Here is a 24,741-nt window from a genome sequence, read left to right as displayed (position 1 = left end):
TATGGTTTCCCTCCTCGATATCATCGGTCCCGTCATGGTCGGGCCGAGTTCCAGTCACACCGCCGGGGCGTGTCGCCTCGGCTTGCTTGCCCGTTGCCTGGTTGGCGGCACGCCGGAGAAGGCGCACATCGAACTGCATGGCAGCTTCGCGCGCACCGGTGAGGGGCACGGGACCGATAAGGCCCTGGTCGGTGGGCTCATGGGTTTCCGCCCCGACGATGAACGACTCCGCACCGCGCTCGAGATCATGGAGCGCGAGGGGCTCGACTATCAGTTCGAAAAGACATCGCTCGGTGATGACGCCCACCCCAACACCGTGCGCATCACCCTCGAGCGGGGCGGTCGCTCGTCGCAGATGGTCGGCGCCTCGCTAGGTGCTGGCCGCGTGTTGGTGACCGAGATCGACGGTTACCCCGTGGAGGTGTCGGGCAACCTGCACACCATCGTCCTCGTGGCGAACGACGTGAAGGGGTCCGTGGCGCGCATCGCCGGTATTCTGGCAGACGCCAACGTGAACATCGCCACGCTCAAGCTGTCTCGGAAAGAACGTGGCGGCGACGCGTTCATGGTGATCGAGGTGGACGATCAGCCCGGCGAAGAAGTGCGCGATTCCATTCGCACGCTCCCCTGGGTCACTTGGGCGTTCCGCCTCGACAAGGTGAGTGCATGACCGCGGGGGCGCGCTGATGTTCAGGAGTCTGGCCGATGCGATCCGCGAAGCGGAAGCGCAGAACACCACGTTGTCGGCGGTGGCACTCGCCGCCGAATCGAAGGACCAGGGGCGCACCGTTGCCGACATTCGTGACGCGCTCCGGCGCGCGCTCGAGGTCATGCGCGGTGCGGTCGATCGCGGACTCGTGGGAGACCTTCGCAGCAGCTCCGAATTGGTGGGCGGCGATGCCGCCAAACTGCGCACCGGTCCGGCCGGTCCGCTCGCGGGTACGCCGTTCCGCGATGTGCTCGCGCGCGCGCTGGCCGTACAGGAGGTGAATGCGGCCATGGGAGTCATCGTCGCGGCGCCCACGGCGGGGGGCGCGGGCGTACTGCCGGCCGTGCTCACCGGGCTCGCGGCGGCGCGTGGCATCGACGACGAGAAGCTCATCGATGCGCTGGCCACGGCGGGACTCATCGGCGCGGTCGTGGCCGAGCGCGCCTCGTTGTCAGGTGCCGAAGGCGGATGTCAGGCTGAGACCGGCGCGGCAGCCGGGATGGCGGCCGGCGCCGCCGTGGAGATGCTTGGCGGATCGCCACGACAGGTGGGGCACGCCACCGCGCTCGCGCAGCAGGGGACGCTGGGGTTGGTATGCGATCCGCTTGGTGGCTTGGTGGAATTGCCCTGTGTCTTCCGCAACGCCACTGGCGCCGCGATCGCCCTGGCGGCGATCGAAATGGCCATGGCGGGCATCGAGTTCGCCATTCCGGCCGACGAGGTCATCGACACGATGGGCGAGATCGGTGCGAGCATGGACGTGCGCTACCGCGAGACGGCCGGCGGCGGATTGGCCGCCACCCCCACCGGACGCCGATTGGCCCGCGAGCGGCTGTACGAATTGAAGCGCGCTGGCGGCTGACCGGTGGCTGGCCGCTCGACCCGTGCGCGCCGTGGCGGTGGCGTTGCGGCGCTCATGCTGGCAGTGGCGGTGGTTGGCCTCGTTGCCTGTGACGGCGCGAAGGGGCGTAACCGATGGCTTCGCGATGGCGAGACGTTCATGCGCGATGCCGTGCAGACCGGGCGGCTCGCCGACACGGAACTCGACGAATCGTCGGGCATGGTGGCGTCGGTCGCCGAGCCCGGCGTGTTCTGGAGCCAGAACGACAGCGGCAACGATGAGCATCTGTTTGCCTACGACTCCACTGGTAGGGCACGCGGACGTGTGCTCGTGCGCGGCGGGAAGAATCGGGATTGGGAGGCGCTGACGACGGGGCCGTGCGCCGAGGGGCAGTGTCTCGTCATCGGCGACGTCGGCGACAACTTGGCGCGTCGCAACGACCTGACGCTCTATCAGATCGCCGAACCGCCGCAGACCGCGGTGAGCGTTCCCGTCCTGCGGACGCTGTCCTTGCGCTATGCCGACGCCCCGCACGATGTGGAAGCCATGTACGCCGGCCCGGACGGGACGTTGTGGCTGGTCACCAAACGCCCCCAGCGAGGCAGCGGCGGAGCACTACGCCCGGTGCGCGTCTACGAGGTGCCCAGGACGGCCTGGGACGGCGGTGAGTACACTGCACGGGTCGTCGACTCGCTGCCGGTCACGCCGGAGAAAGGGAAACTGCATGACTGGGTCACCGACGCCAGCCTGTCGCCATTGCAGCCGGATGGACGCCGTCGGGTGGTCCTGCTGACCTACGGCGCCGTGTACGTCTTCGACGCCGATCCCGCGACCGGCCGTCCCGGTGCCCTCATGGCGCGCTGTACGCTCCCCATTCGGGAGGACACCGCCGAGTCGGTCGCGTGGCTTGGCGACGGGCGGATCCAGGTCGGGACCGAGGGGACGGGGGGCGCGATTTACCGGGGACGCTGCCCCTGACACGCGGAAGCGACGTATCTTCCCGCACTCGCGTCCGCATCGTGTCGAAACGAAACCGCCCGCGCTCCCGTACGGCTCAGCATCCGAACCCACAGGGATTTGTCCATGGTCACGCGTGAAGACATCGAGGCGTTTCTCGACCGGCTGAGTGCCGACGGCGCCACCTCGCAGGAAGTTGAACCCGGGCTTTGGGTGGTACGGCCCGGGGGAGCGCTCGAATTCGATGTGGTCGTCACCCATAATCCGCCGGTGGTACTGCTGCGCGTGAAGGTCATGCCGCTGCCTACCGACGCGCACAATGCGGCGGCGCTCAATCGCCGCCTGCTCGAACTCAACGCCACCGACCTGCTGCACGGCGCCTATGGCATCGATGGCGACGCTGTGGTGCTTACCGAAGCGCTCGAACTCGCGCATCTGGATTTCGAAGAATTCCTCGCGTCGTTCGAAAGCATGACTCTCTCGCTCACGGGACATCTGCGTGAGCTGGCCGCCTTCCGCGAGGCTCGCTGATCCATGGGTATCTTCGATCGTCTTTCGACACTGATCAAGTCGAACCTGAATGACCTCATCTCCTCGGCGGAAAACCCCGAGAAGATGCTGAATCAGATCATCGTCGACATGCGCAACCAGTTGGCGAAGGCCAAGCAGCAGGTGGCCGCGGCCATTGCCGACGAAAAGCGCCTCAAGGACCAGGCCGACGCCGAGTTCAAGCTGGCCGACGATTGGGACAAGCGCGCGATGCTCGCGGTGCAGGAAGGTCGTGATGATCTCGCCAAACAGGCGCTCATGCGCGGGCAGGAGCATCTCGAGCACGGGCAGGCGCTCGCCACCACGTGGGAAGCGCACAAGATCGAGACGGAGAAGCTCAAGCAGTCGCTGCGTGATCTCAACGACAAGATCGAAGAGGCCAAGCGCAAGAAGAACCTGCTGCTCGCGCGCCAGCGTCGCGCGGAAGCGCAGGCGCGCATTTCGCAGACGATGTCGGGACTCAGCGAAAACTCGGCGTTCGAGGCGTTCGCCCGTATGGAGGAGAAGATCACCTCCAACGAGCGGCAGCTGCAGGCCGCGCAGGAGATCGACGAAGAGTTCAGCGGCGATCGCCTCGCCGGGGAATTCAAGCAGCTCGAGCGCGCCACGGGGGGCGCGTCGGCGGACATGCAACTCATGGCGCTCAAGCAGCGCATGGGTATGCTCTCGGCCGGTGCACCGCAGGCTGCGCGTCAGTTGGCGGCTGGGGCCACCGAGCAGGCCGCACCCGCGGCGGCGCCGGCGCAGTTGCCGGCCGCCACGCCGGAGCACAAGACGGCCGAAGCCGATCTCATCGCCGAGATCGAGCAGCTCGGGCAGACGAACCCGCGCGCCTGATCGCACGCACGTCAGTTCGCCGCCAGCCAGCACATGCCGCGCCTCCCGTGTGAACACACGGGAGGCGTTTGGCATTCCGGTGCGTCATTTCGATGGGATCGGCCGCTTTTCGATGACACGCGAGTGCACGCGATGCGCCATCGTGGCGCATGCGATCACCAGATCATTCCTCCGACCGGGCGCCACTGCTGGCGCTCGTGAATGCCACGGCCGAGTGGCATGCAGGGCTTCCTGGTACATGTAGCGCGAGCGTCCGACTGCTCGACCGCGTGCATTTCACGGTGTACCGCGGTGATTGTGTCGTGGTCCACCATGATGACCCGGCCAGCGCGCGGGTTCTGCTGGCGGCCCTTGGGGGGCACCACGCCGCGGCCGTGAGTCGCCGATGGCAGGGACAGCGGCTGTGCGGGCCCGGTGTGCGCATTCGCCGCTGCAGTATTCCCGCCGCCGCCGTCTCGGCGCTGCAATCCGGGTGGCAGCAGCTCGCCGCCGCCGAGGCGTCCGAGTGTGGGACACCACGTGGTGTCGAGTCGGTGGTGCATCTCCTGCGCGCATCACGGCACACCGGCCTGTCTATGCATGAGCGCGCACAGTGGCACGGGTGGGCCCATCGGGTACGGGTGAGCGGTGGCGCCCTCGTCATCGTGGCCCCCGGCACGCCGCTGCCGGCGCTGGTGCGTGCAGCCCCACCGCGCCTCGATGCAGGCACCGGTGACCGGCTACGCGAGCGAGCCGGTGCCGCGTATGCACCGGCAGAGACCGACGCGCGGACCCAAGCGCTCTGGCTGCGCCACGGGCGTCTGTGCAACCTGCGGGCGTGGGAGTGAGGAGCCCTGGAAACACGACGCGCCCGGTACCAGAGATACCGGGCGCGTCGTGAAAGCCTGCGGCGTGCTGTCGCTTACGGATTCAGTTGATTGGCCGGGGTGCTCGCCGGATAGTAGCGCTGGCGCACGGCCGAGCGCTTGCCGTCGAGGTTCCACAGCGTCGCCTGAATCATGATGCCGCGATGACGGCGCTGGCTGGTGAGCGGCGCCTGCGCGTAGCTCTGGCCCACCACGGCGGGCAACGGCGCGAGCGCCTCGTGCGACACCACGTCGGCCACGTTGGGATACTTCACCGTACCGTCGGTCTTCTGCATGATGAACACGCGCCCCACGACCGGACGGCCGTTGATCAGCGTCTGTCCCGTAACCGGATCCACCGGCCAGGTGGCCGGAGCGGCCGGCGCGGCAGCCGTCACCGGGGCGGGTGCGGCCATCGAATCCGTCATCGCGGCCGTCGAATCGGCGAGCGAGTCCGCCGGCATGGCCGCGCTGTCGGCCGCGGCGCTGTCCGGCTTCATGCTATCGGTGGGCGCCGGGGCAGGAGCCGGCTGCGCGGCCACCGGCTGCGCCGCCGGGGTGGTCTTCGCCGCGGGAACGGCGGGCTGCTGCTCTCCACTACGTGCTGCGAGACCGACCGCCACGAGTGCCACCACCACGGCGGCATTGCGGGCGCGGGACGAACGCGACGGGGACGACGAAGCGGACATGGACGGATCCGGAAGGGGTGGGGGACCAAGGGGGATGACAGCCCCTCTATCTTCAACGCGTTACTTTGCGTGAAGATCCCACGCGTTTCAAGGCTGCGCCGTTCCCGTCAATCCGGTCCCCGATGCCCGAGTTCCGCCTGTACAACACGCTCACGCGCCGCGTCGAGCCGTTCGCACCCGTCGATGGCCAAACGGTGCGCATGTACACGTGTGGACCCACCGTCTACAACGCCGCGCATCTGGGCAACTTCCGCACGTTCCTGTTCGAGGACCTGCTGCGTCGCGTCTTCCGTCTGGCCGGCTGGCAGGTGGAGCAGGTGATGAACCTCACCGATGTGGACGACAAGATCATCCGCAAGGCGCAGGCGAACGGCCAGCACATTCTCGAAGTGACCGAGCCGTTCACGGCGCTCTTCCACACGGATCGGCGCTACCTGCGCATCGAGGACGCCGAGCGGTATCCCAAGGCCACCGAGCACATTCCCGAGATGATCGAGCTCGTGGAGCGCCTCGTGGCCAACGGCGTGGCGTATGTGGCCGAAGATGGCTCGGTGTACTTCGCGATCGACAAGTTCGCCGACTACGGCAAGCTGTCGCAGCTCGACAAGCGCGAAGTGAAGAGCGGCGCGCGTGTGGCGCAGGACGAGTACGCCAAGGAGAACGCCCAGGACTTCGCCCTTTGGAAGGCCGCCAAGCCCGAAGACGAAGCGACGGGAGCGGCGTGGGATTCGCCGTGGGGGCGTGGACGTCCCGGCTGGCACCTGGAGTGCTCGGCCATGGCCATGAAGTACCTTGGCGAAACGTTCGATCTGCACGCCGGCGGTATCGATCTCATCTTCCCGCACCACGAAGACGAAATCGCGCAGAGTGAAGCGGCAACGGGCAAGCAGTTCGCGCGGTGCTGGTGCCACGGGGAGTTCCTGCTCACCGACGGCGCCAAGATGGCCAAGCGGGTGGGCAACGTGGCCAACGTGGTGGAGCTGCGTGAGCAGGGGATCAGCGGCACCGCCTATCGCCACTTCGTGTTCAGCGCGCATTACCGCAAGCAGCTCAACCTGGGCGAGGAGTCGCTGGAGCAGTCGCGCACGGCGGTGAACCGCATCGGCGCCTTCGCCCGGCGGCTCGCCGAAGCCACTGGCGGTACGGCAGCGCTGGCCGATGCCGCCACGCGCGCTGAGAAGGCGTTTCTCGAGGCGCTGTTCGACGATCTCAATGCCCCCGAGGCGATGGCGGCGCTGTTCACGTTCATCACCGAGGCCAATCGCGAGTTGGATGCGGGCGGCGCCGATGCCGCAGCGCTGGAGCGCGCCCGGGCGGCATTCCGGCTCATGGATTCGGTGCTGGATCTGGTGCCGGAGCAGGACACCGAGGGGGAGTTGGCGGCGTGGGTGGAGGAGCGGCTGGCTGCCCGCAAGGCGGCCCGGGAGCGGCGAGATTTTGCCGCCGCCGACGCGGCTCGGGCTGAGCTCACCGCGCGCGGCATTCTCATCGAGGACGGTCCCAGCGGGACGCGCTGGCGCCGCGGATAAGGGCACGAGAGCAGGCCCCATCGCCACTGCAGCGGGGGAGCTACCCAAAGCCCCTGTCCCCCATTAGCATTGGGGTCTCTGGGAGTTCGGGTCCTTTTCTGCTGACGTAGCTCAGTTGGTAGAGCAGCTGATTTGTAATCAGCAGGTCAGGGGTTCGAGCCCCCTCGTCAGCTTTCGCGGCGGGTCAGCAAGAGCCGGCGGAACTTGGGTGGGGTACTCAAGTGGCCAACGAGATCAGACTGTAAATCTGACGGCGCAAGCCTTCGAAGGTTCGAATCCTTCCCCCACCACTGTATCACGGCAGGACCGCTGGATCGTCATACGATCCGGTGGGTAGCATGAAGGCAACGCGGGAGTAGCTCAGTTGGTAGAGCGCTAGCCTTCCAAGCTTGATGTCGCGGGTTCGAGTCCCGTCTCCCGCTCTGATATTCGAAGGTGCAGGACGCTCACGTAGCTCAGTCGGCAGAGCACATCCTTGGTAAGGATGAGGTCACCGGTTCGATCCCGGTCGTGAGCTCTACACCACGCCCCCGTTATCGCACAGTCGATGGCGGGGGCGTGGTGCGTTCGGCGCTGGGCGCGGTCGTACGGTCGTTGGCGCGGCCGCCGTTATCGACCGATACTACCGACCATCTGGTTCCCCGACAGGTGACGATGCATGCATGATGCTGGACACGCAGTGCCGGCGATGGTGGCGGTGGTCGACACCGGCGAGGCGACGCCTGCCGCGACGCCTGTCGCGACACCTGTCGCGACACCTGCCGCGATGGAGGCGCGGGCCGAGGCGCGGGCGGGGGTGGTGCGTCGACTGGCGCTGCTTACGGGTCGTGAGCGGCAGGTGTTCGAGCGGGTGGTGCAGGGACTCCCGAACAAGCAGATCGCCGCCCAGTTGGGGATCGCCCTCAAGACGGTCAAGGTGCACCGCGGTCGGGTGATGCTGAAAATGGAGGCGGCCTCGGTGGCCGACCTGGTGCGCTTCGCGGCGTCGGTCGGGCTGTAGCCCGCTGGCAACCGGGCACCCGTACTTCGCGACCCGGAACGGATCCGTTCCGGGTTTCTCGTAGGGGTACCGGATGCGGGGCGGGCGCTATTGACGGACGGTTCGGTGGCGTTTCGGGCGGGCAACGCGGGCGGTAACGTGCGGTTCCATCGGCACTTGCGGGGGGGAGGCGGCTGGTGTGGACAGCTTGGGCGCGTGACTTGCGGGTGGCGACCGGCTCTACTACGTTGCAAGGCTCACCCCACTCCGGTGAAAGCCGGAGGTGGGTCCGAACTATCGGGAATTTTCGAAGAGCTGTGACGGAGCCGGGATATGCCGCGCGAGAAGATCATCCTCGGGTGCACCGAGTGTAAGAACCGCAACTACTTCACGATGAAGAACAAGCGTCTTCATCCGGAACGCGTGGAGTGGAAGAAGTACTGCCCGCGCTGCAACAAGCACCAGCTCCATAAGGAAACCAAGTAAGCCATGACGGCTCCCGTCGAGGTTTCCCGTCCGGGACTCGGCACGCGGTTGGTCACGTTCTACAACGACGTGGTCGCCGAGATGAAGAAGGTGACCTGGCCTGATCGCCCGCAGCTGCAGTCGGCGACCATCCAGATCATCATCTTCGTGCTGATCCTTGGTGCGCTCATCGGCTTGGTGGACGTGACGCTGCAGTTCGCGCTCGTGCGCCTGCCGTCCATGCTGTTCGGTCGCTGACGTGACGCCCATGTCCGTGTCGATGCTCGAGCACCGCTGGTACGCGATTCAGACCACGTCCGGCCACGAGAACAAGGTGCAGCGCCTGATCCAGCGCAAGATCGACACGGATCCGGCGCAGCCCGAGGATCGCCTGATTCGTCAGGCGCTCGTGCCGACGCAGGAAGTCGTGGAGATCAAGAACGGCAAGAAGGTGACCGTTGAGCGGAAGATCTTCCCGGGCTACGTGCTCGTGGAGATGGTCGCGTCGCAGGATACCCTGCACGAGATCAACGCCATTCAGGGCGTCATCAAGTTCGTGGGCAAGGATCGCGATCCCATGCCGCTGCGCGACGACGAAGTGCGTCGCCTGTTGGGGCAAGCGGATCCGGCCGACGAGTCGCCGGTGCGCGAGGAGATTCCGTTCCTCGTCGGGCAGGCGGTGGCGATCACCGAAGGGCCGTTCGCCGATTTCAACGGGACCGTGGAAGAGATCCTGCCCGACAAGGGCAAGGTGCGCGTGTCGGTCAGCCTGTTTGGCCGTCCGACGAGCGTGGAGCTGGATTATCTCCAGCTTCGCGGGTACTGAGGTCGTCCTCGTACCTCGTCGCCACCACTCGACGGAAAACAACGTGGCAGCTAGACCGCCGTGGGATGGTCCCTCGGTGGAACTCGCGATGAGGAAGTAGCATGGCCAAAAAGGTCACTGGATTCGTCAAGCTGCAGATTCCAAGCGGCAAGGCGAACCCGGCGCCCCCAGTGGGTACGGCCCTCGGCCCCCAGGGTATCAACATCATGGGCTTCTGCAAAGAGTTTAATGCTCGGACGCAGGGCGGTGATATGATCATCCCGGTCGAGGTCACGATCTACGCGGACAAGTCGTTCACCTTCATTCTCAAGACGCCCCCCGCGGCGGAATTGATCAAGAAGGAGATCGGCGTGCCGAAGGGGTCCGGTCAGCCGAACAAGGTGAAGGTGGGTACGATCACGCGTGCGCAGCTCGAGAAGATCGCGACCGTGAAGATGCCCGACCTGAACTGTGAAAACATGGAGAGCGCGGTGGCGATGATCGCCGGTGCGGCTCGTTCCATGGGCATCACGGTCAAGGATTGAGCCTCATGAAGACGCATGGAAAGAAGTTCCGCGCCGCGAGTGAGCGTCGCGACCAGGCGAAGGCGTATGAGGCGAAGCAGGCGATCGCGCTCGTGAAGGACATGGCATTCGCCAAGTTCGACGAGACCGTGGAAATCGCCGTGCGCCTTGGCGTCGATCCGCGTCACGCGGATCAGGTGGTGCGTGGCACCGTCGTTCTCCCGGCTGGTACGGGCAAGACGATGCGCGTGCTCGTCATCGCCGCCGGTGCGAAGGTCCAGGAAGCCCAGGATGCGGGCGCGGACTACGTCGGCACCGAGTATCTCGCCAAGATCAAGGAAGGCTGGCTCGACTTCGACGTGCTGATTGCGACGCCGGACCAGATGGGACAGCTCGGCCAGCTCGGCCGCGTCCTCGGTCCGCGTGGCCTGATGCCGAACCCGAAGGCGGGCACGGTCACGTTCGACGTGGCGAAGGCGGTCAAGGAGTCGAAGGGTGGCAAGATCGAGTTCCGTGTCGACAAGGGTGGCAATCTGCATGCCCCGATCGGCAAGGTCTCGTTCACCCCGGAACAGCTCGAGACCAACTTCTCCGCGCTCATGGACACCATCGTCCGCGCCAAGCCGGCGGCGGCGAAGGGTGTGTACATCCGCAACGTCGCGATCTCGAGCTCCATGGGTCCTGGCGTCACCGTCGACACCACGCCGTTCCGGTAAGAGGGAGACGCAACCATGAAAGCCAAGCCGAAGGCCAAGAAGGCCGATAAGCAGATCCTGGTGGACAGCCTGAAGACGTCGCTGGAAGGCGCGCAGGCGCTCTACTACACCGACTTCACGGGGCTGAACGTGAAGCGCATGACGGAGCTCCGTCGCCGGTTCCGCAAGGCCGGGGTCGAGTACGTCGTGATCAAGAACACGCTGGCGCTCCGTGCCGTGAACGAAAGCGGTCTCGTAGCGCAGCGCCTGAAGGGCCCGACGGGGGTGGTGGTGGCGAAGGATGCCATCACGGCAGCCAAGGTTCTCTCCGACTTTGCGAAGGAGAACGACCAGAAGCCCGCTGTGAAGGGTGGCATCTACGAGGGCAATGCGGTCGACGAGGCGATGGTCAAGAAGTTGGCCTCGCTGCCGAACCGCGAAGAGGCGCTCTCGATCTTCGCCGGCTACCTCAACAGCATCCCGATGATGTTCGCCCTCGCCCTCGACGCCCGTAAGGCGCAGCTCGAAGGCTCCAACTGAGTTCCCCAGGCGTACGCCTGATTTACACGCCCCAGGACCCCTGGGGGACATTCACGGAGAACGTTTTACCATGGCTAACACGATCAGCAAGGACGAGATCCTCGACGCGATCGGCGCGATGAGCGTCATCGAGCTCTCCGACCTCATTGAGCAGTTCAAGACGAAGTTCAACGTCACCATCGCCGCGGTGGCGGCGGGCGGCGGCGGCGCGGCGGCCCCGGCCGCGGCCGTTGAAGAGCAGACCGAGTTCACCGTCATCCTCAAGGAAGCCGGCGCCAAGAAGATCCAGGTCATCAAGGTGGTGCGCGAGCTCACCGGCCTGGGCCTCAAGGAAGCCAAGGACCTCGTCGATGGCGCGCCGAAGACGCTGAAGGAAAACGTGTCGAAGGACGAAGCGGCGCAGATCAAGGCCAAGCTCGAGGCCGAAGGCGCTGGCGTCGAAATCAAGTAATCCGACTGGCCTCCAGCCACCGGTTTACGTCGACACTCTGTAGTTCCGTCGTTGTAACGCTCCTCCCCGGGGGCGTCGGTCACGAAAAAGTGACCGACGCCGTCGGGGACGGAGCGCTTTGCGCCCCCGCCCGGCCGAGCCACGGCCGCCGCGGGACCGCGCGCCCCGCCAGAGGGTGAGCCCCTTAAGGATATGATGAACCAGATCTCGTTCGCGAAGCTCGAGACGGGCATGGACATGCCCCACCTGCTGGACATCCAGACGCGCGCCTTTGAGTCGCTGCTGCAACTGGATGCCGCGCAGCAGGAGCGCGAGGACGTCGGCCTCGAGCGCGTCTTCAAAGACCTGTTCCCGATCACGGACGTCCACGAGAACTTCTCGCTGGAGTTCGTCCGGTACTCTCTGGGTGAGCCCAAGTACTCGGTCGCCGAATGTATCGAGCGCGACATGACGTACTCGGCCCCGCTCAAGGCCACCCTGCAACTGGTCATCTTCGAGGATACCGGCGACGGCAAGCGTCCCCGGAACATCATCGAGAAGGAAGTCTATCTCGGCGAATTGCCGCTCCTCACCGAGCTCGGCACCTTCGTCATCAACGGCGCGGAGCGCGTCATCGTCTCGCAGCTCCATCGCTCGCCGGGTGTCGTGTTCGAAGAGAGCACCCACCCCAACGGCCAGCGCCTCCTCTCGTCGCGGATCATTCCCTTCCGCGGCTCGTGGGTCGAGTTCACCGTGGACATCCACGATGTGATCTACGTCCACATCGACAAGAAAAAGAAGTTCCCGGCTACGGCCCTCCTCCGGGCGTTCGGCTACGGCGAGAACCGCGACATCCTGCGCCTGTTCTTCGCCGAGCGCGAGCTCGACCTCATGAAGAAGCGCGAAACGCGCAACGATATCCGTGAAGTCCTCGGCGCCATTATCGCCGAAGACATCACGCTCGAGGGCGAAGTCACCGCCGAGGACGCGCCGAAGCCCAAGACCAAGAAGGCCAAGGCCGAACGCGAGCGTAACGAAGCCCAGCTGCTCGTGCGTGAAGGCGATGAGCTCACCGAAGAGGTGCTCAACCGTCTCGTGCGCCAGGGCGTCACGACCATCAAGGTGTTCGCCTCGTACACGCAGATCGATCTGCGCGACGAGCAGGACGCCATCGATCGCGGTGAGCGCGACATCCGTCGCACGCTCGCCCGCGACGTGATCGATCAGGACACCGGTGAAGTCGTGGCCGAGAAGGACACGGCGCTCACCGACGCCGTGATCAAGAAGATCCGCAAGGCCGACATCGTGAAGGTGTTCGTGTTCGTCGCCTCCGGCCGCGCCGAGTCGACGCTCATCAAGAACACCCTCGCCAAGGACCCCACCAAGCACGAGGAAGAAGCGCTCAAGCAGATCTATGCGCTCCTTCGGCCGGGTGATGCGCCCAACCGCGAAACGGCGAAGCAGGCGCTCGAGCGTCTGTTCTTCTCGCCCAAGCGCTACGACCTCGGCCGCGTCGGTCGCTACAAGATCAACCAGCGCCTGCGCCTCAACACGGCGATGAGCACCACGGTCCTCACGAAGGAAGACTTCGTGGAGATCATGCGCCAGCTCGTCGAACTGCACGAAGGCCGCGGCGATGTGGATGACATCGACCAGCTCGGCAACCGCCGTATCCGCTCGGTCGGTGAACTGATCGCCAACCAGTTCTCCGTCGGCCTCTCGCGCATGGCGCGTCTGGTCAAGGAGCGCATGTCGATCAACACCGATCCGGAGAAGATCTCGCTCGACGACCTCGTCAACGCCCGGACGGTGTCGGCGGTCATCCAGGCGTTCTTCGGCTCGTCGCAGCTGTCGCAGTTCATGGACCAGACCAATCCGCTCGCCGAACTGACGCACAAGCGTCGTCTCTCGGCGCTCGGACCGGGCGGCCTCACGCGCGAGCGTGCCGGCTTCGAAGTCCGTGACGTGCACTACTCGCAGTACGGCCGCATGTGCCCCATTGAGACGCCGGAAGGTCCGAACATCGGCCTCATCACGTCGCTTGCCTGCTTCGCCCGCGTGAACGATCTCGGCTTCATCGAGACCCCGTACCGCATCGTGAAGGACGGCCGGGTGACGGGCGAAATCGTGTGGCTCGACGCGAACCGCGAAGAAGACGCGATCATCGCGCAGGCCAACTCCAAGCTCAATCCCGACGGCACGTTCGTCGACGGGCTGGTGCTCTCGCGTAAGCGAGGCGACCTGCCGCTCGTACCGCCCACGGACATCGACTACATGGACGTGGCGCCGGAGCAGCTCGTCTCCATCGCTGCCGCGCTCATTCCGTTCCTCGAGCATGACGACGCCAACCGCGCCCTCATGGGCTCGAACATGCAGCGTCAGGCCGTGCCGCTCCTCAACCCGGCCACCCCGCTCGTGGGTACCGGGCTCGAGGCCACGGTGGCGGTCGACTCGGGCGCGGTCATCATCGCCCGTCGTGCCGGCATCGTCACCAGCGTGACCGCCGACGAGATCATTGTCGACGCCGGTCTCATCGCCGGTCCGGTGGACGGCGACCGTCCGCTGGCGCGCCTTGGCCAGCTCGATCGCTACAAGCTCAAGAAGTACTGGCGTACCAACCAGGACACGGCCATCAACCAGCGTCCGCTCGTCCGCATGGGCCAGCAGGTCGCGAAGGGTGAAGTGCTCGCCGACGGCGCGGCCACCGAAATGGGGCAGCTGGCGCTCGGCCGCAACGTCACCGTGGCCTTCATGCCCTGGTACGGTCACAACTTCGAAGACGCCATCGTGCTCTCCGAGCGCCTGGTGAAGTTCGACGTGTTCTCGTCGATCCACATCCAGGAGCTCGAGCTCCATGTGCGTGACACGAAGCGCGGCCAGGAAGAAATCACGCGCGAAATTCCGAACGTCGCCGAAGAGTCGCTGGTCGACCTCGACGAACGCGGTATCGTGCGCATCGGAGCGCAGGTGAAGCCGGGTGACATCCTGGTCGGCAAGATCACGCCGAAGGGTGAGACCGAGCTGTCGCCGGAAGAGAAGCTCCTCACGGCCATCTTCGGTGAGAAGGCGAAGGACGTGAAGGACTCGTCGCTCAAGGTGCCGCCCGGCATGGAAGGCACCGTCATCGACGTGAAGATCTTCTCGCGCGTCGAAGATCAGGTGGTGGAAAAGGATCGTGGTGAGCGCATCGGTGAAGTGCGTCGTCTCGAGGGCGAGGAGAAGATCCGCGTCAACGAAGTGCGCGATGCCGAACTTGCGACGCTGCTCGAAGGCGAAACCATCCAGCTCGCCCTCAAGGCCGGCACCGTCGAGGAAGCGATTCCCGCCGGTACCGTGCTCACGAAGGAGATCCTGGCCGGCCTGCGCTTCGCGACGCTCGACCTCAAGACGTTCCGCGTCGAGAAGAAGGGCGCGAACGAGCGCGTGCGCGAGATCATCGACGCCGCGAACGAAGAGAAGAGCCGCATCGAGGAGCGTGCGGAAGAGCGCATCGACCGCATCCTGCAGCCCGACGAGTTGCCGCCGGGCGTGATCCAGCTCGTGAAGGTGTACCTCGCCGAGAAGCGCAAGATCTCGGTGGGTGACAAGATGGCCGGCCGTCACGGCAACAAGGGTATCGTGGCGCGTATCGTCCCCGAGGAAGACATGCCGTTCCTGCCGAACGGTCGCCCGGTGGACATCGTGCTCAACCCGCTCGGTGTGCCGTCGCGAATGAACGTGGGGCAGATCCTCGAGACGCACCTCGGCTGGGCGGCGAAGCTGCTCAACTTCTACGCGAAGACGCCGGTGTTCGAAGGCGCGAACGAGCGCGAAATCGGCTTGCTGCTCAAGCTCGCCGGCCTGCGCTGGGCGCGGGAAACCCTGGTGCTCGGTGACGCCGCACACGATGCGACGCCGGCCGAAGTGCGCGCGCTGCTCGCCGACATCAAGCCGGATCGTCGTCTGCCGGACAAGGTCGAGCTGCTCGCCGACTCGACGCTGAACGATCTCAATGCCAAGGGGATGAGCGCCGAAACGAAGGCGCTGTTCAACAAGGTGAAGAGCTTCGTGTCGGCGTCGGCGCGTGCGCTCGCCGAGCGCGAAGTGGCGGCGGTGCAGGCGGCGATCGCCGTGCATCGCTCTGGTGATGAGCTGCCGGGCGACGCCACGGCGGCCTCGGCGGCGGCGGCCATCACGGCCCTCGAAGCCGAAGCGGCCCTGTCGCCGGCGGACACGCTCCGTCGTGTCGGTCAGCCGGCGCTTGCCGCACTGCTCGCCGGCGAGAACGATGTGGATGCGGCGGCGGCGGAGCTCATCCGTCTCGCCGGCCTCACGCCCACGGGCAAGGCCAAGCTGCGCGACGGCCGTACGGGTGAGTACTTCACCTCGCCGGTCACGGTCGGTGAGATCTACATGCTGAAGCTGTCGCACCTCGTGGACGACAAGATCCACGCGCGCTCCATCGGACCGTACTCCCTCGTCACGCAGCAGCCGCTCGCGGGCAAGGCGCAGTTCGGTGGTCAGCGCTTCGGCGAAATGGAAGTGTGGGCGCTCGAGGCCTACGGCGCGGCGCACACGCTCCAGGAAATCCTCACGGTCAAGTCCGACGACGTGAACGGCCGCAGCCGTGTCTACGAGGCGATCGTGAAGGGCCAGAACTTGCCCGAGCCGGGCATTCCGGAGTCGTTCAACGTGCTCGTGAAGGAACTGCAGGCCCTCGGTATCAAGGTCACGCTCGGTGCCAGCGATGGCACCGGCGTCGAACTGATCGACGCCGGCGGGAACAACGGTGGTAACGGCGGAGAGGAATAACGCATGATCGATTTCCGCAGCTCGCGCGAAGCCCGCGCGTCGGCGTTCGACTACATGTCGGTCCGCATCGCTTCTCCGGAAGAGATCCGCGGCCCGAAGGACCCCAAGGAGCGCGAACGGCTCGAGATGGCCGGATTGCGCACCTGGTGGTCGTGGGGCGAAGTCACCAAGCCCGAAACCATCAACTACCGCTCCTTCAAGCCTGAGAAGGACGGCCTGTTCTGCGAGCGCATCTTCGGTCCCGTGAAGGACTGGGAATGCCATTGCGGCAAGTACAAGCGCATCCGCTATCGCGGCGTGATCTGCGACCGGTGCGGCGTGGAAGTCACGCTGAGCAAGGTGCGTCGCGAGCGCATGGGCCATATCGAACTGGCCGTGCCGGTCGCGCACATCTGGTTCTTCAAGACCCTGCCGAGCCCGATGGGCAACCTGCTCGACGTCACGCTGCGTGACCTTGAGAAGGTGATCTATTACAGCAACTACATCGTCATCGAGCCGGGCAACCAGGAGGTGCGTGAGCGCCAGTTGCTCGACGAGGACGAGTACCTCACGCTGCGCCAGAAGGCGAAGGCCGAAGGCGACACGGCGTTCCAGTGCGACATCGGTGCGCCGGCCGTGCGTGAACTGCTCAAGAAGCTCGACGTCGACAAGACGGCCGAGGAGCTGCGCGGCTCCGTGGTGGGCGAGACGAGCCAGCATCGCAAGAAGCAGATGCTCAAGCGTCTCAAGATCGTCGATGCGTTCCGTACGTCGGGTGAGGGCGGCGAGATCCGCAATCGCCCGGAGTGGATGATCCTCGACGTCATCCCGGTCATTCCGCCGGACCTGCGTCCGCTCGTGCCGCTCGATGGCGGCCGCTTCGCGACGTCCGACCTGAACGATCTGTATCGTCGCGTCATCAACCGCAACAACCGCCTGCAGAAGCTCATCTCGCACCGCGCGCCGGAAGTGATCCTGCGCAACGAGAAGCGCATGCTGCAGGAAGCCGTCGACGCGCTCTTCGACAACGGTCGCCGCTCGAAGGCCATTCGTGGCCGCGGCAAGCGTCCGCTCAAGTCGCTGTCCGACATGCTCAAGGGCAAGCAGGGCCGGTTCCGTCAGAACCTGCTCGGCAAGCGCGTGGACTACTCGGGCCGTTCGGTCATCGTCGTGGGTCCCGAGCTCAAGCTGCACCAGTGCGGCCTGCCGAAGGCCATGGCGCTCGAGCTCTTCAAGCCGTTCATCATCCACAAGCTGGTGGAGAGCGGCGAAGCCGAGACCGTGAAGCGCGCCAAGAAGATCGTGGAGCGCGAGAACGCGATGGTCTACGAGGTGCTGGAAGGCATCATCAAGGACCACCCGGTGCTGCTCAATCGCGCGCCGACGCTCCACCGTCTGGGTATTCAGGCGTTCGAGCCCGTGCTCGTGGAAGGCAAGGCCATTCGTATTCACCCGCTCGTGACGACGGCGTTCAACGCCGACTTCGACGGTGACCAGATGGCCGTGCACGTGCCGCTGTCGTTCGAGGCGCAGATCGAGGCGCGCGTGCTCATGCTCTCCTCGAACAACATCCTCAAGCCGTCGGACGGTCGTCCGGTGGCCGAGCCGTCGCAGGACATCGTGCTCGGTTGCTACGTTGCCACCAAGGCGCCGTCGGCCGACTTCGACAAGAAGAAGGAAGATCCGAACTTCGTGAAGACGCTGCCCGCGTTCGCGTCCGCCGCCGAGGTGGAAATGGCGATCGTGAACGGGCGTGCGAACTACCAGACGCCGATCCGTTGGCGCCTGGAGACGGAGTCGGGGTCGGAGTGGATCGGTACCACGTGTGGCCGTGTGCTCTTCAATGGCATCGTGCCCGCAGCGTTGCCGTTCCTCAACAAGGACATGAAGAAGAAGGCGCTCGGCGAACTGGTGTTCGAGAGCTACCGCTCGGCGGGGCTCGCGGAAACCGTGGCCATGCTCGATCGCCTCAAGGAATTCGGCTTCCGCAACGCGACGCGCGGCGGTGTCTCCATCGGTATCGAAGACCTCCACATTCCGAAGGAGAAGCAGGTGCTTCTCACGGAAGCGTCGGAGCGCGTGGAGCGCTTCCAGCGTGCCTACGCGACGGGCAACATCACGAACGGCGAACGCTACAACAAGGTCATCGACACGTGGACGCACGCGAATACGGACATCGCGGACGCCATGATCAAGACCATGCGCGAGTCGCAGGGCGGGTTCAACCCGGTGTTCATGATGTTCGACTCCGGTTCACGTGGTAGCCGCGACCAGATCCGCCAGCTGGCGGGTATGCGCGGCCTCATGGCGAAGCCGCAGAAGAAGCTGACGGGTGGTATCGGTGAAATCATCGAAAACCCCATCAAGTCGAACTTCCGTGAAGGCCTCTCGGTGCTCGAGTACTTCTCGTCGACGCACGGCGCCCGTAAGGGTCTGGCCGACACGGCGCTGAAGACGGCCGACGCCGGGTACCTCACGCGTCGTCTCGTCGACGTGGCGCAGGACATGACGATCACGGAAGAGGATTGCGGCACGATCCTCGGCCTCGACACGAGTGCGCTGAAGGAAGGCGAAGACGTGATCGAGCCGCTCGCTGAGCGCATCACGGGCAACGTCGCGGCGGAGGCCGTGTACGATCCCATGGAGCGCGATGAAGCGGGTCGTGAGAAGCTGCTGGTGGAAGCCGGCACGCTCATCTCGGAAGAGATGGCGCAGATGATCGAAGACGCGGGCATCGAGACGGTGAAGATCCGTTCCGTGCTCACGTGCGAAGCCAAGCGTGGTCTCTGCCGCATGTGCTACGGCCGCAACCTCGCCACCATGCAGATGGTGGACCTGGGCGAAGCCGTCGGCATCATCGCCGCGCAGTCCATCGGTGAGCCGGGCACGCAGCTGACGCTGCGTACCTTCCACGTCGGTGGTACCGCCGCGCGTATCGCCGAGCAGACGGCGCGCAAGACGAAGAAGGCCGGTGTCATCGAGTTCGGCGATCGTCTCGTGACGGTCGTGAACCCGGACGGCCAGAAGGTCGTGACGTCGTACGAAGGCGAACTGATCATCAAGGCCTCGGCCGACAAGAACGCGGCCATCGAAGCCCGCCTGCAGGTACCGCTCGGCGCGTACCTCATGGTCGAAGATGGTCAGGCCGTGAAGAAGGAAGACACGGTGTTCACGTGGGACCCGTACTCGAATCCGATCATCGCGGACGTCGAGGGTACGGTGCGCTTCGTGGACCTCGTCGAAGACGAATCGCTGGCCGAAGAGCTCGACGAACTCACGGGTCTCCGTCAGCGCGTCGTGATCGAAGACCGCGAAAAGAAGCTGCACCCGCACATCGAGATCTGGCAGAACAAGGGTGGCAAGGAGAAGCGCGTGCGCGACTTCATCCTCCCGGTGGGCGCCGTGATCACGATCGACGACGGTTCGGAACTCAAGGCGGGTACCATCCTCGCCAAGATCAGCCGCGAAGCCTACAAGACGCGCGACATCACCGGCGGTCTGCCGCGTGTTGCCGAGCTCTTCGAAGCGCGCCGTCCGAAGGATCCCGCGACGATCTCCGAGGTGGACGGGTTCGTCCGCTTCGGCGAGATCAAGCGCGGCAAGCGCGAGGTGTTCGTGCGCCCGGCCATCATCGACAAGGGTGTGTGGCAGGTGGACGAAGCCCAGGCGGAGCAGGTGTACGAAGTGCCGTCGGGTAAGCACCTCCGTGTGCACGAGGGTGACCGCGTGCGCGCCGGTGACCGCATCAGCGAAGGCCCCGTGAATCCGCACGACATTCTGCGCATCAAGGGCCCGCGCGCGGTGCAGGAGTATCTGCTCAACGAAGTGCAGGAGGTCTATCGCCTGCAGGGCGTGAAGATCAACGACAAGCACATTGGCGTGATCGTGAAGCAGATGCTGCAGAAGGTGCGCATTGCGGATTCGGGCGACACCGAACTGCTCGAAGGCGAGCATGTCGATCGTTCGCAGTTCCGCGAAGTCAACGAGGATGCCAAGAAGCGGAAGATCGCGCCGGCGACGGCGGAGCCGCTGCTCCTTGGTATCACGAAGGCCTCGCTCACCACGCAGTCGTTCGTGTCGGCGGCCTCCTTCCAGGAGACCACGCGCGTCCTCACCGACGCGGCCATCCGCGGCTCGCGCGACGACCTGCTGGGGCTCAAGGAGAACATCATCATCGGTCACCTCATCCCGGCCGGTACAGGCATGTACCGCTACCAGGAAGTGGACGTCGAGAGCGATGCGCTCCCCGAGCCGGAACCGCTGCCGGAGCCGCTCGAACCCAACTTCGATGCGCTGCTGCCGAGCTTCGAACCGTCGGCGTTCACGATGCCGGACGAGTGAGAACGGGAATGACGAAGGGGAGGCCATTTGGCCTCCCCTTTGTCTTTCCCGCCTCATGAGACGTGAGATCCGAGACGTGAGATCAGGAATGGAGATGTGAGCGGGAGAGATCAGCCCGAATAGAAGTGAGAGGTCAGCGTCCTCGAGGTGAGAAGTGAGGGCGTTGCATTGGCACAATGCGTGAGTTTCGGGTGAGACGTGATGCGCGGCCATCGCCTATCGTGGCGCATGTCGCACAACCCACACCGGCTGCAGGTCGTGCAGCGCGCCTTCGTCCTGTCGGTCGATGTGCACCGCATGGCCGACCGCCATCAGCCCGCCATCGCGCGGCTCTCGCCCGGGATGCGCAATCAGTTGTTACGCGCCGTCAACTCGATCGCGCTCAATCTCGCGGAAGGTGCAGGACACCAAAGCCCCGGGAAGACGGCCACATTCTGCGCCATCGCCATCGGCTCCTGCAACGAAGTCGAACTGCAACTCCGTCTCGCGCGTGCACTCGGCGCGATCCCATCGGAATACGATCCCCTCATCGACGAGGTCATCGAAGTCAGAAAAATGACCTACGGCTTCCGCAAGCGCGTGTTGTCGGCACAAGACACTGCCGCGTTGCCACCACCAGAACCACCTGACTTCTCACCTCGAGAACGCTGACGTCTCGCTTCTATCCGGGCTCATGTCTCAGACTCGCCCCTCGACTCTCCCGCTCACGTCACCGATCTCAGCGTCGCACGGTATCCGCCGCCCGCCGCCGTGCCGCGAGCGTCGCCGCCGTGTCCAGCCACGCCCCCATCTGCTTCCTCGCGTTTTCGAGCGCGGGCTTGGTGCTGGCGACGTCCGGCGCGGTGACGCTCTCGGTGGCGCGCTGGAAGCGTCCGGTGCGCACATCCGTCAGCATGGTCACCATCGACAGGGAGTCGCCGCGGGCGATCACCCAGCCGCTCACCACGAAGTCGGCGCGTAGCGCCCAGCCGACGGACATCTTGTCGGGGAGCGAGCGGGTCGCGCGTTCGGTCACGTCGGCGGAGACGACGTCGAAGCGGTCGGCGGGAACGGCGCTCCGCAGTTGCGTTGCGGCATCGCGCGCGATGACACCGATCTCACGGCGGCCGGTGGCGTTGGTGAAGGTGGTGACGACCACGCGAATCCGATCATCGCTGGGCGGTGCCAACAGCGGCGTCATGAACGCCGTCGCCTTGGGGGCGGTGCGGGCGTCGAACCCATCGCGGCGCGCTTCGACCCGCGTTGCCGTACCCGGCGCCGGGGACAGTTCGGGGGGGCGCACGAACTGCGGCGCCCGCTGCATGGCCGTCTCCATCTCCTTGATGGCCCGCGACATGGAGTCGGCAAAAATGCGCCCCACCTCGGCGACCAGCTCTGCACGGTCCACTTCGGCCCGTTGGGTGCCGACGCGCCGGCTCACCGCCTCTGCGATGGCCAGCGACTCGGCGCGGGTAATCACGAAGGGCACGACCGTGCCCGACGCGGCATCGGTGATCGCCTGGTAGCCCGCGACGGAATCGTTGGCGGCGAGCGCCGCGGCCGAGTCACCCGCCACCGACGCCGCACCGTTGGCGCGGCGCGGCGCAAGACGCGACCGCACATCGCCGCCGGGGCCGGCATCACGCGCGTCGAGACCGACCTGCTCGCCTGGGGGCCCGCCGCCGCGCGGAATCAGCGCCCAGGCGGCCATGGCCACCAGCGCCAGCGCCCCGGCCAGCACCGCCGCCCGTGGCTGACGCCCTCCTGGGCGGCTCCCCAGGACGCTCGCGGCCCCCGATGTGGTCGCGGACATCAGCGGCAGGGCCTCGAGCTGGCCCAGCAGCGCCAGCGCCGATTGCGGCCGCCTGTCGGCGTCCTTCTCGAGGCAGTGCATGATGAGCGCGGACAGGGGCTCGGGAATGTCCCTGAGCGTCCGGTGTGGCGGCTCCGGCACCTGCGTGAGCTGCGCGGCCAAGGTGGCCTGGGGCGACGCGCCCGTGAAGGGACTGCTGCCCGTGAGGAGTTCGTAGGCGAGCAATCCCACGGCGTAGAGATCCACGCGATGATCGGCGGCCGGGTCGGCGGCCAGCTGTTCGGGCGCCATGTAGGCCGGGGTCCCGATGGCCATGCCGGTGGTGGTGCCGCCGTGCACCGGAATGGCGGCGCTCAGCGCCTTGGCCACGCCGAAGTCGGTGACGAGGGCGTGCATCCCCGAGGTGAGGATGTTGTCGGGCTTGATGTCACGATGGACCACGCCCCGCGCGTGGGCGTAGGCCAGCGCATCCACCACGTCATGCAGGATGCGCACGACATCGCGCGGCGGTAAGCGCCCATGACGGGTGAGGGCACCGCGCAGCGATTCGCCCTCGATGTAGGGCATCGAGAACCACAGGAGCTGATCGTCGTCGCCGGCGGCCAACAGCGGCACGATGTGCGGGTGCTGCAGCTGCGCCGCCAGCTGAATCTCTCGCCGGAAGCGCTCCACGTTCACGCCGGCCGCGAGTTCCGGCGGGAGTACCTTCACCACCACGCGCCGCTCCAGTGCCGTCTCCGTCGCCACGAACACGCGCGACATTCCCGCACCGCCCAGTTCGCGTTCGATCCGGAAGGCGCCGGCAAGGGCGTGCTGTAGACGGGTCTGAAAGTCGCTCACGTGTCTCCTGAAGGCCGAACTCGCGCCGATGGTGTCAACCGGGCGCACACCGGGGATGGCGCACCCACCCTCTCAATCATACGTTCGCAGCGTGCAGATCGTGGCAGTCCGATCCCGGTGACCGCCTCCCCTCTGGTCAGACCCCTTCAGCGCTAATTCGATGCCCAAGACGTTCCGCCAAACCCTCTCGCGGCGGTGGTGCCGTGGCCACGCGTCGTTCGCGACGTGGCTGCTGGTGCCGACCACGCTGTTCACCGGTGCCTGTGCGAGCGCCAGTGCGTCGAAGGCGTCTACCGAGATGGGCGGGTCCTCGGTACAGACGGCGGTGCTCTCGAACGCGTCCGGCAGCGCGCGCGGGATGAACATGGTGAGCATCACCGAGGTCAACCGCACGCTCGTGGCCGCGCCGCCGGAGCGCGCATTCCAGGCGCTCTCCGCCGCGTATGCCGCGCTCAATATCCCGGTCACGGACATCAACCAACAGGCTCGCACCATCGGCAACAGCGCCTTCCGCACGCGCCGCCGTGTCGGCGACGTGCCCACCCTCCGGGCGCTCGACTGCGGTGGAGACTCGGGGATGCCGAACGCCGAGACCTATCAGCTCACGCTGACCATTCAGTCGAAGGTCGTGCCCAGTGATGCCGGTGGCAGTGTGATCCTCACGACCCTCGAGGGGACCGGGCGTAACCCGACGACGGCCGCCTCGAACGAGGTCCGGTGTGCTTCCCTGGGGGCGCTGGAAAAGCGGATCGGCGAGCTGGTCAGGAAGACCCTCACCGGCGGCTGATCGGGGAAGCGACCCGGCGGGAAACGGTGAAATGGCCCGGGGCGCCAATTGACTGGGGCCCCCGGCCAGCTTAAGCTCAGGGTTCTGTTCCGTGCCGTTCCCGGTTTTGCCGGGGGCGATCCACGTAGAAGTCGGAGTACGAACTTCCCGGCGTACACACCATGCGCCGGGCTACCAGAACCTGATGCCTACGATCAACCAGCTGGTCCGCCGCGCCCGTAAGGACGTGGTGGAGAAGTCCAAGGCGCCCGCGCTCAAGAGCAATCCGTTCAAGCGTGGCGTGTGCACCCGCGTCTACACCACGACGCCCAAGAAGCCCAACTCGGCGCTGCGCAAGGTTGCGCGTGTTCGCTTGACGAACCAGCTCGAGGTCACGGCGTACATCCCCGGCGAAGGCCACAACCTCCAGGAGCACTCGATCGTGCTCGTGCGTGGTGGCCGTGTGAAGGACCTTCCGGGCGTACGCTATCACATTGTTCGCGGCACGCTCGACGCTTCGGGCGTCAACGGCCGTAACCAGAGCCGCTCCAAGTACGGCACCAAGCGTCCCAAGAAGGGCGCTGCGCCCGCCGCCGGAGGTAAGAAGAAGTGAGCCGTCGCAAGAGTGCCGTGAAGCGTACCGTGCTGCCTGATGCACGCTACGACAGCCAGACCGTCTCGAAGTTCATCAACAACCTGATGATCCAGGGTAAGAAGAGCACTGCCGAAGGCATCTTCTACTCCGCCATGGACATCGTCGAGGCGAAGACCAGCCAGCCGGGCGTGGGGGTGTTCAAGCAGGCGTTGAACAACCTCAAGCCGGTCGTCGAAGTGAAGA

The 24,741-nt window shown here is 65.8% G+C and carries 22 protein-coding genes, 4 tRNA genes and 1 pseudogene; 25 read left to right on the top strand and 2 right to left on the bottom strand.

The window, feature by feature from the left end:
* Position 1: 1 nt before the first annotated feature.
* The 6 genes from sdaAB (at position 2) to ACIQ6O_RS00720 (ending at position 4,720) form a co-directional block, all read left to right on the top strand.
* Positions 2-670 carry an L-serine ammonia-lyase, iron-sulfur-dependent subunit beta gene (gene sdaAB / locus ACIQ6O_RS00745; protein ID WP_396205842.1) on the top strand — a complete coding sequence of 223 codons (669 nt, stop codon included), beginning with the start codon at positions 2-4 and terminating at the stop codon, positions 668-670.
* A 16-nt stretch (positions 671-686) separates the two neighbouring features.
* Positions 687-1,571, top strand: coding sequence for an L-serine ammonia-lyase, iron-sulfur-dependent, subunit alpha (sdaAA, locus tag ACIQ6O_RS00740; protein ID WP_396205841.1), 885 nt, complete (start codon positions 687-689; stop codon positions 1,569-1,571).
* Between the two features lie 3 nt (positions 1,572-1,574).
* Positions 1,575-2,528, top strand: a complete 954-nt coding sequence (locus ACIQ6O_RS00735; protein ID WP_396205840.1) for a hypothetical protein — start codon at positions 1,575-1,577, stop codon at positions 2,526-2,528.
* Positions 2,529-2,633: 105 nt separating this feature from the next.
* Complete coding sequence (locus ACIQ6O_RS00730; RefSeq protein ID WP_396205839.1) at positions 2,634-3,038, top strand: YbjN domain-containing protein; 405 nt, start codon at positions 2,634-2,636, stop codon at positions 3,036-3,038.
* A 3-nt stretch (positions 3,039-3,041) separates the two neighbouring features.
* Positions 3,042-3,893, top strand: a complete 852-nt coding sequence (locus ACIQ6O_RS00725) for a PspA/IM30 family protein (RefSeq protein WP_396205838.1) — start codon at positions 3,042-3,044, stop codon at positions 3,891-3,893.
* A gap of 149 nt (positions 3,894-4,042) precedes the next feature.
* Positions 4,043-4,720 carry a hypothetical protein gene (locus tag ACIQ6O_RS00720; RefSeq protein WP_396205837.1) on the top strand — a complete coding sequence of 226 codons (678 nt, stop codon included), beginning with the start codon at positions 4,043-4,045 and terminating at the stop codon, positions 4,718-4,720.
* 74 nt (positions 4,721-4,794) lie between these two features.
* On the opposite strand, the gene ACIQ6O_RS00715 is transcribed toward ACIQ6O_RS00720, so the two are convergent.
* Positions 4,795-5,427 carry a hypothetical protein gene (locus ACIQ6O_RS00715; RefSeq protein WP_396205836.1) on the bottom strand — a complete coding sequence of 211 codons (633 nt, stop codon included), beginning with the start codon at positions 5,425-5,427 and terminating at the stop codon, positions 4,795-4,797.
* A gap of 122 nt (positions 5,428-5,549) precedes the next feature.
* On the opposite strand from ACIQ6O_RS00715, the gene cysS reads away from it, so the two are divergent.
* The 16 genes from cysS (at position 5,550) to ACIQ6O_RS00635 (ending at position 21,156) form a co-directional block, all read left to right on the top strand.
* Positions 5,550-6,956 (top strand): cysteine--tRNA ligase, encoded by a 1,407-nt coding sequence (gene cysS / locus ACIQ6O_RS00710; RefSeq protein ID WP_396205835.1) that lies wholly within the window; start codon positions 5,550-5,552, stop codon positions 6,954-6,956.
* 100 nt (positions 6,957-7,056) lie between these two features.
* A tRNA-Thr gene (locus tag ACIQ6O_RS00705) sits at positions 7,057-7,129 on the top strand.
* Positions 7,130-7,163: 34 nt separating this feature from the next.
* A tRNA-Tyr gene (locus tag ACIQ6O_RS00700) sits at positions 7,164-7,246 on the top strand.
* Positions 7,247-7,305: 59 nt separating this feature from the next.
* Positions 7,306-7,378, top strand: a tRNA-Gly gene (locus tag ACIQ6O_RS00695).
* 22 nt (positions 7,379-7,400) lie between these two features.
* Positions 7,401-7,473, top strand: a tRNA-Thr gene (locus tag ACIQ6O_RS00690).
* Between the two features lie 141 nt (positions 7,474-7,614).
* On the top strand, positions 7,615-7,956 hold the full coding sequence (locus tag ACIQ6O_RS00685) for a response regulator transcription factor (RefSeq protein WP_396205834.1): 342 nt from the start codon (positions 7,615-7,617) through the stop codon (positions 7,954-7,956).
* Between the two features lie 312 nt (positions 7,957-8,268).
* Positions 8,269-8,421 (top strand): 50S ribosomal protein L33, encoded by a 153-nt coding sequence (gene rpmG / locus ACIQ6O_RS00680; protein ID WP_291164129.1) that lies wholly within the window; start codon positions 8,269-8,271, stop codon positions 8,419-8,421.
* A 3-nt stretch (positions 8,422-8,424) separates the two neighbouring features.
* A complete protein-coding gene (secE, locus tag ACIQ6O_RS00675) occupies positions 8,425-8,658 on the top strand; it encodes a preprotein translocase subunit SecE (RefSeq protein ID WP_396205833.1) in 234 nt (77 codons plus the stop codon).
* A 10-nt stretch (positions 8,659-8,668) separates the two neighbouring features.
* A complete protein-coding gene (gene nusG, locus ACIQ6O_RS00670; RefSeq protein ID WP_396205859.1) occupies positions 8,669-9,226 on the top strand; it encodes a transcription termination/antitermination protein NusG in 558 nt (185 codons plus the stop codon).
* 101 nt (positions 9,227-9,327) lie between these two features.
* A complete protein-coding gene (gene rplK / locus ACIQ6O_RS00665; protein ID WP_396205832.1) occupies positions 9,328-9,750 on the top strand; it encodes a 50S ribosomal protein L11 in 423 nt (140 codons plus the stop codon).
* Positions 9,751-9,755: 5 nt separating this feature from the next.
* Positions 9,756-10,445, top strand: coding sequence for a 50S ribosomal protein L1 (gene rplA / locus ACIQ6O_RS00660; protein WP_396205831.1), 690 nt, complete (start codon positions 9,756-9,758; stop codon positions 10,443-10,445).
* A 15-nt stretch (positions 10,446-10,460) separates the two neighbouring features.
* Positions 10,461-10,964 (top strand): 50S ribosomal protein L10, encoded by a 504-nt coding sequence (gene rplJ / locus ACIQ6O_RS00655; RefSeq protein ID WP_396205830.1) that lies wholly within the window; start codon positions 10,461-10,463, stop codon positions 10,962-10,964.
* A 70-nt stretch (positions 10,965-11,034) separates the two neighbouring features.
* On the top strand, positions 11,035-11,415 hold the full coding sequence (rplL, locus tag ACIQ6O_RS00650; protein ID WP_396205829.1) for a 50S ribosomal protein L7/L12: 381 nt from the start codon (positions 11,035-11,037) through the stop codon (positions 11,413-11,415).
* A gap of 195 nt (positions 11,416-11,610) precedes the next feature.
* Positions 11,611-16,185 carry a DNA-directed RNA polymerase subunit beta gene (gene rpoB, locus ACIQ6O_RS00645; RefSeq protein ID WP_396205858.1) on the top strand — a complete coding sequence of 1,525 codons (4,575 nt, stop codon included), beginning with the start codon at positions 11,611-11,613 and terminating at the stop codon, positions 16,183-16,185.
* Positions 16,186-16,188: 3 nt separating this feature from the next.
* Positions 16,189-20,505, top strand: coding sequence for a DNA-directed RNA polymerase subunit beta' (rpoC, locus tag ACIQ6O_RS00640; protein ID WP_396205828.1), 4,317 nt, complete (start codon positions 16,189-16,191; stop codon positions 20,503-20,505).
* A 258-nt stretch (positions 20,506-20,763) separates the two neighbouring features.
* Positions 20,764-21,156 carry a four helix bundle protein gene (locus ACIQ6O_RS00635; protein WP_396205827.1) on the top strand — a complete coding sequence of 131 codons (393 nt, stop codon included), beginning with the start codon at positions 20,764-20,766 and terminating at the stop codon, positions 21,154-21,156.
* A gap of 67 nt (positions 21,157-21,223) precedes the next feature.
* On the opposite strand, the gene ACIQ6O_RS00630 is transcribed toward ACIQ6O_RS00635, so the two are convergent.
* The gene (locus tag ACIQ6O_RS00630) at positions 21,224-23,137 is read right to left on the bottom strand and encodes a serine/threonine-protein kinase (RefSeq protein ID WP_396205826.1); all 1,914 of its coding nucleotides are present in this window, start codon (positions 23,135-23,137) and stop codon (positions 21,224-21,226) included.
* 160 nt (positions 23,138-23,297) lie between these two features.
* Between ACIQ6O_RS00630 and ACIQ6O_RS00625 the strand changes: the two genes are divergently transcribed.
* From ACIQ6O_RS00625 to ACIQ6O_RS00615, 3 genes and pseudogenes are all read left to right on the top strand, one after another.
* Positions 23,298-23,924 (top strand): hypothetical protein, encoded by a 627-nt coding sequence (locus tag ACIQ6O_RS00625; RefSeq protein WP_396205825.1) that lies wholly within the window; start codon positions 23,298-23,300, stop codon positions 23,922-23,924.
* A 184-nt stretch (positions 23,925-24,108) separates the two neighbouring features.
* Positions 24,109-24,516, top strand: coding sequence for a 30S ribosomal protein S12 (gene rpsL, locus ACIQ6O_RS00620; protein WP_026849978.1), 408 nt, complete (start codon positions 24,109-24,111; stop codon positions 24,514-24,516).
* A pseudogene (locus ACIQ6O_RS00615) lies at positions 24,513-24,741 on the top strand (30S ribosomal protein S7); the annotation flags it as partial. The gene rpsL and the pseudogene ACIQ6O_RS00615, both read left to right, overlap by 4 nt.

Origin of the sequence: Gemmatimonas sp., assembly GCF_044345575.1 — a bacterium.
GTDB lineage: Bacteria > Gemmatimonadota > Gemmatimonadetes > Gemmatimonadales > Gemmatimonadaceae > Gemmatimonas.
Note: the sequence above shows the minus strand (reverse complement) of the source record. Positions and strands in the feature narration are given on the sequence as shown.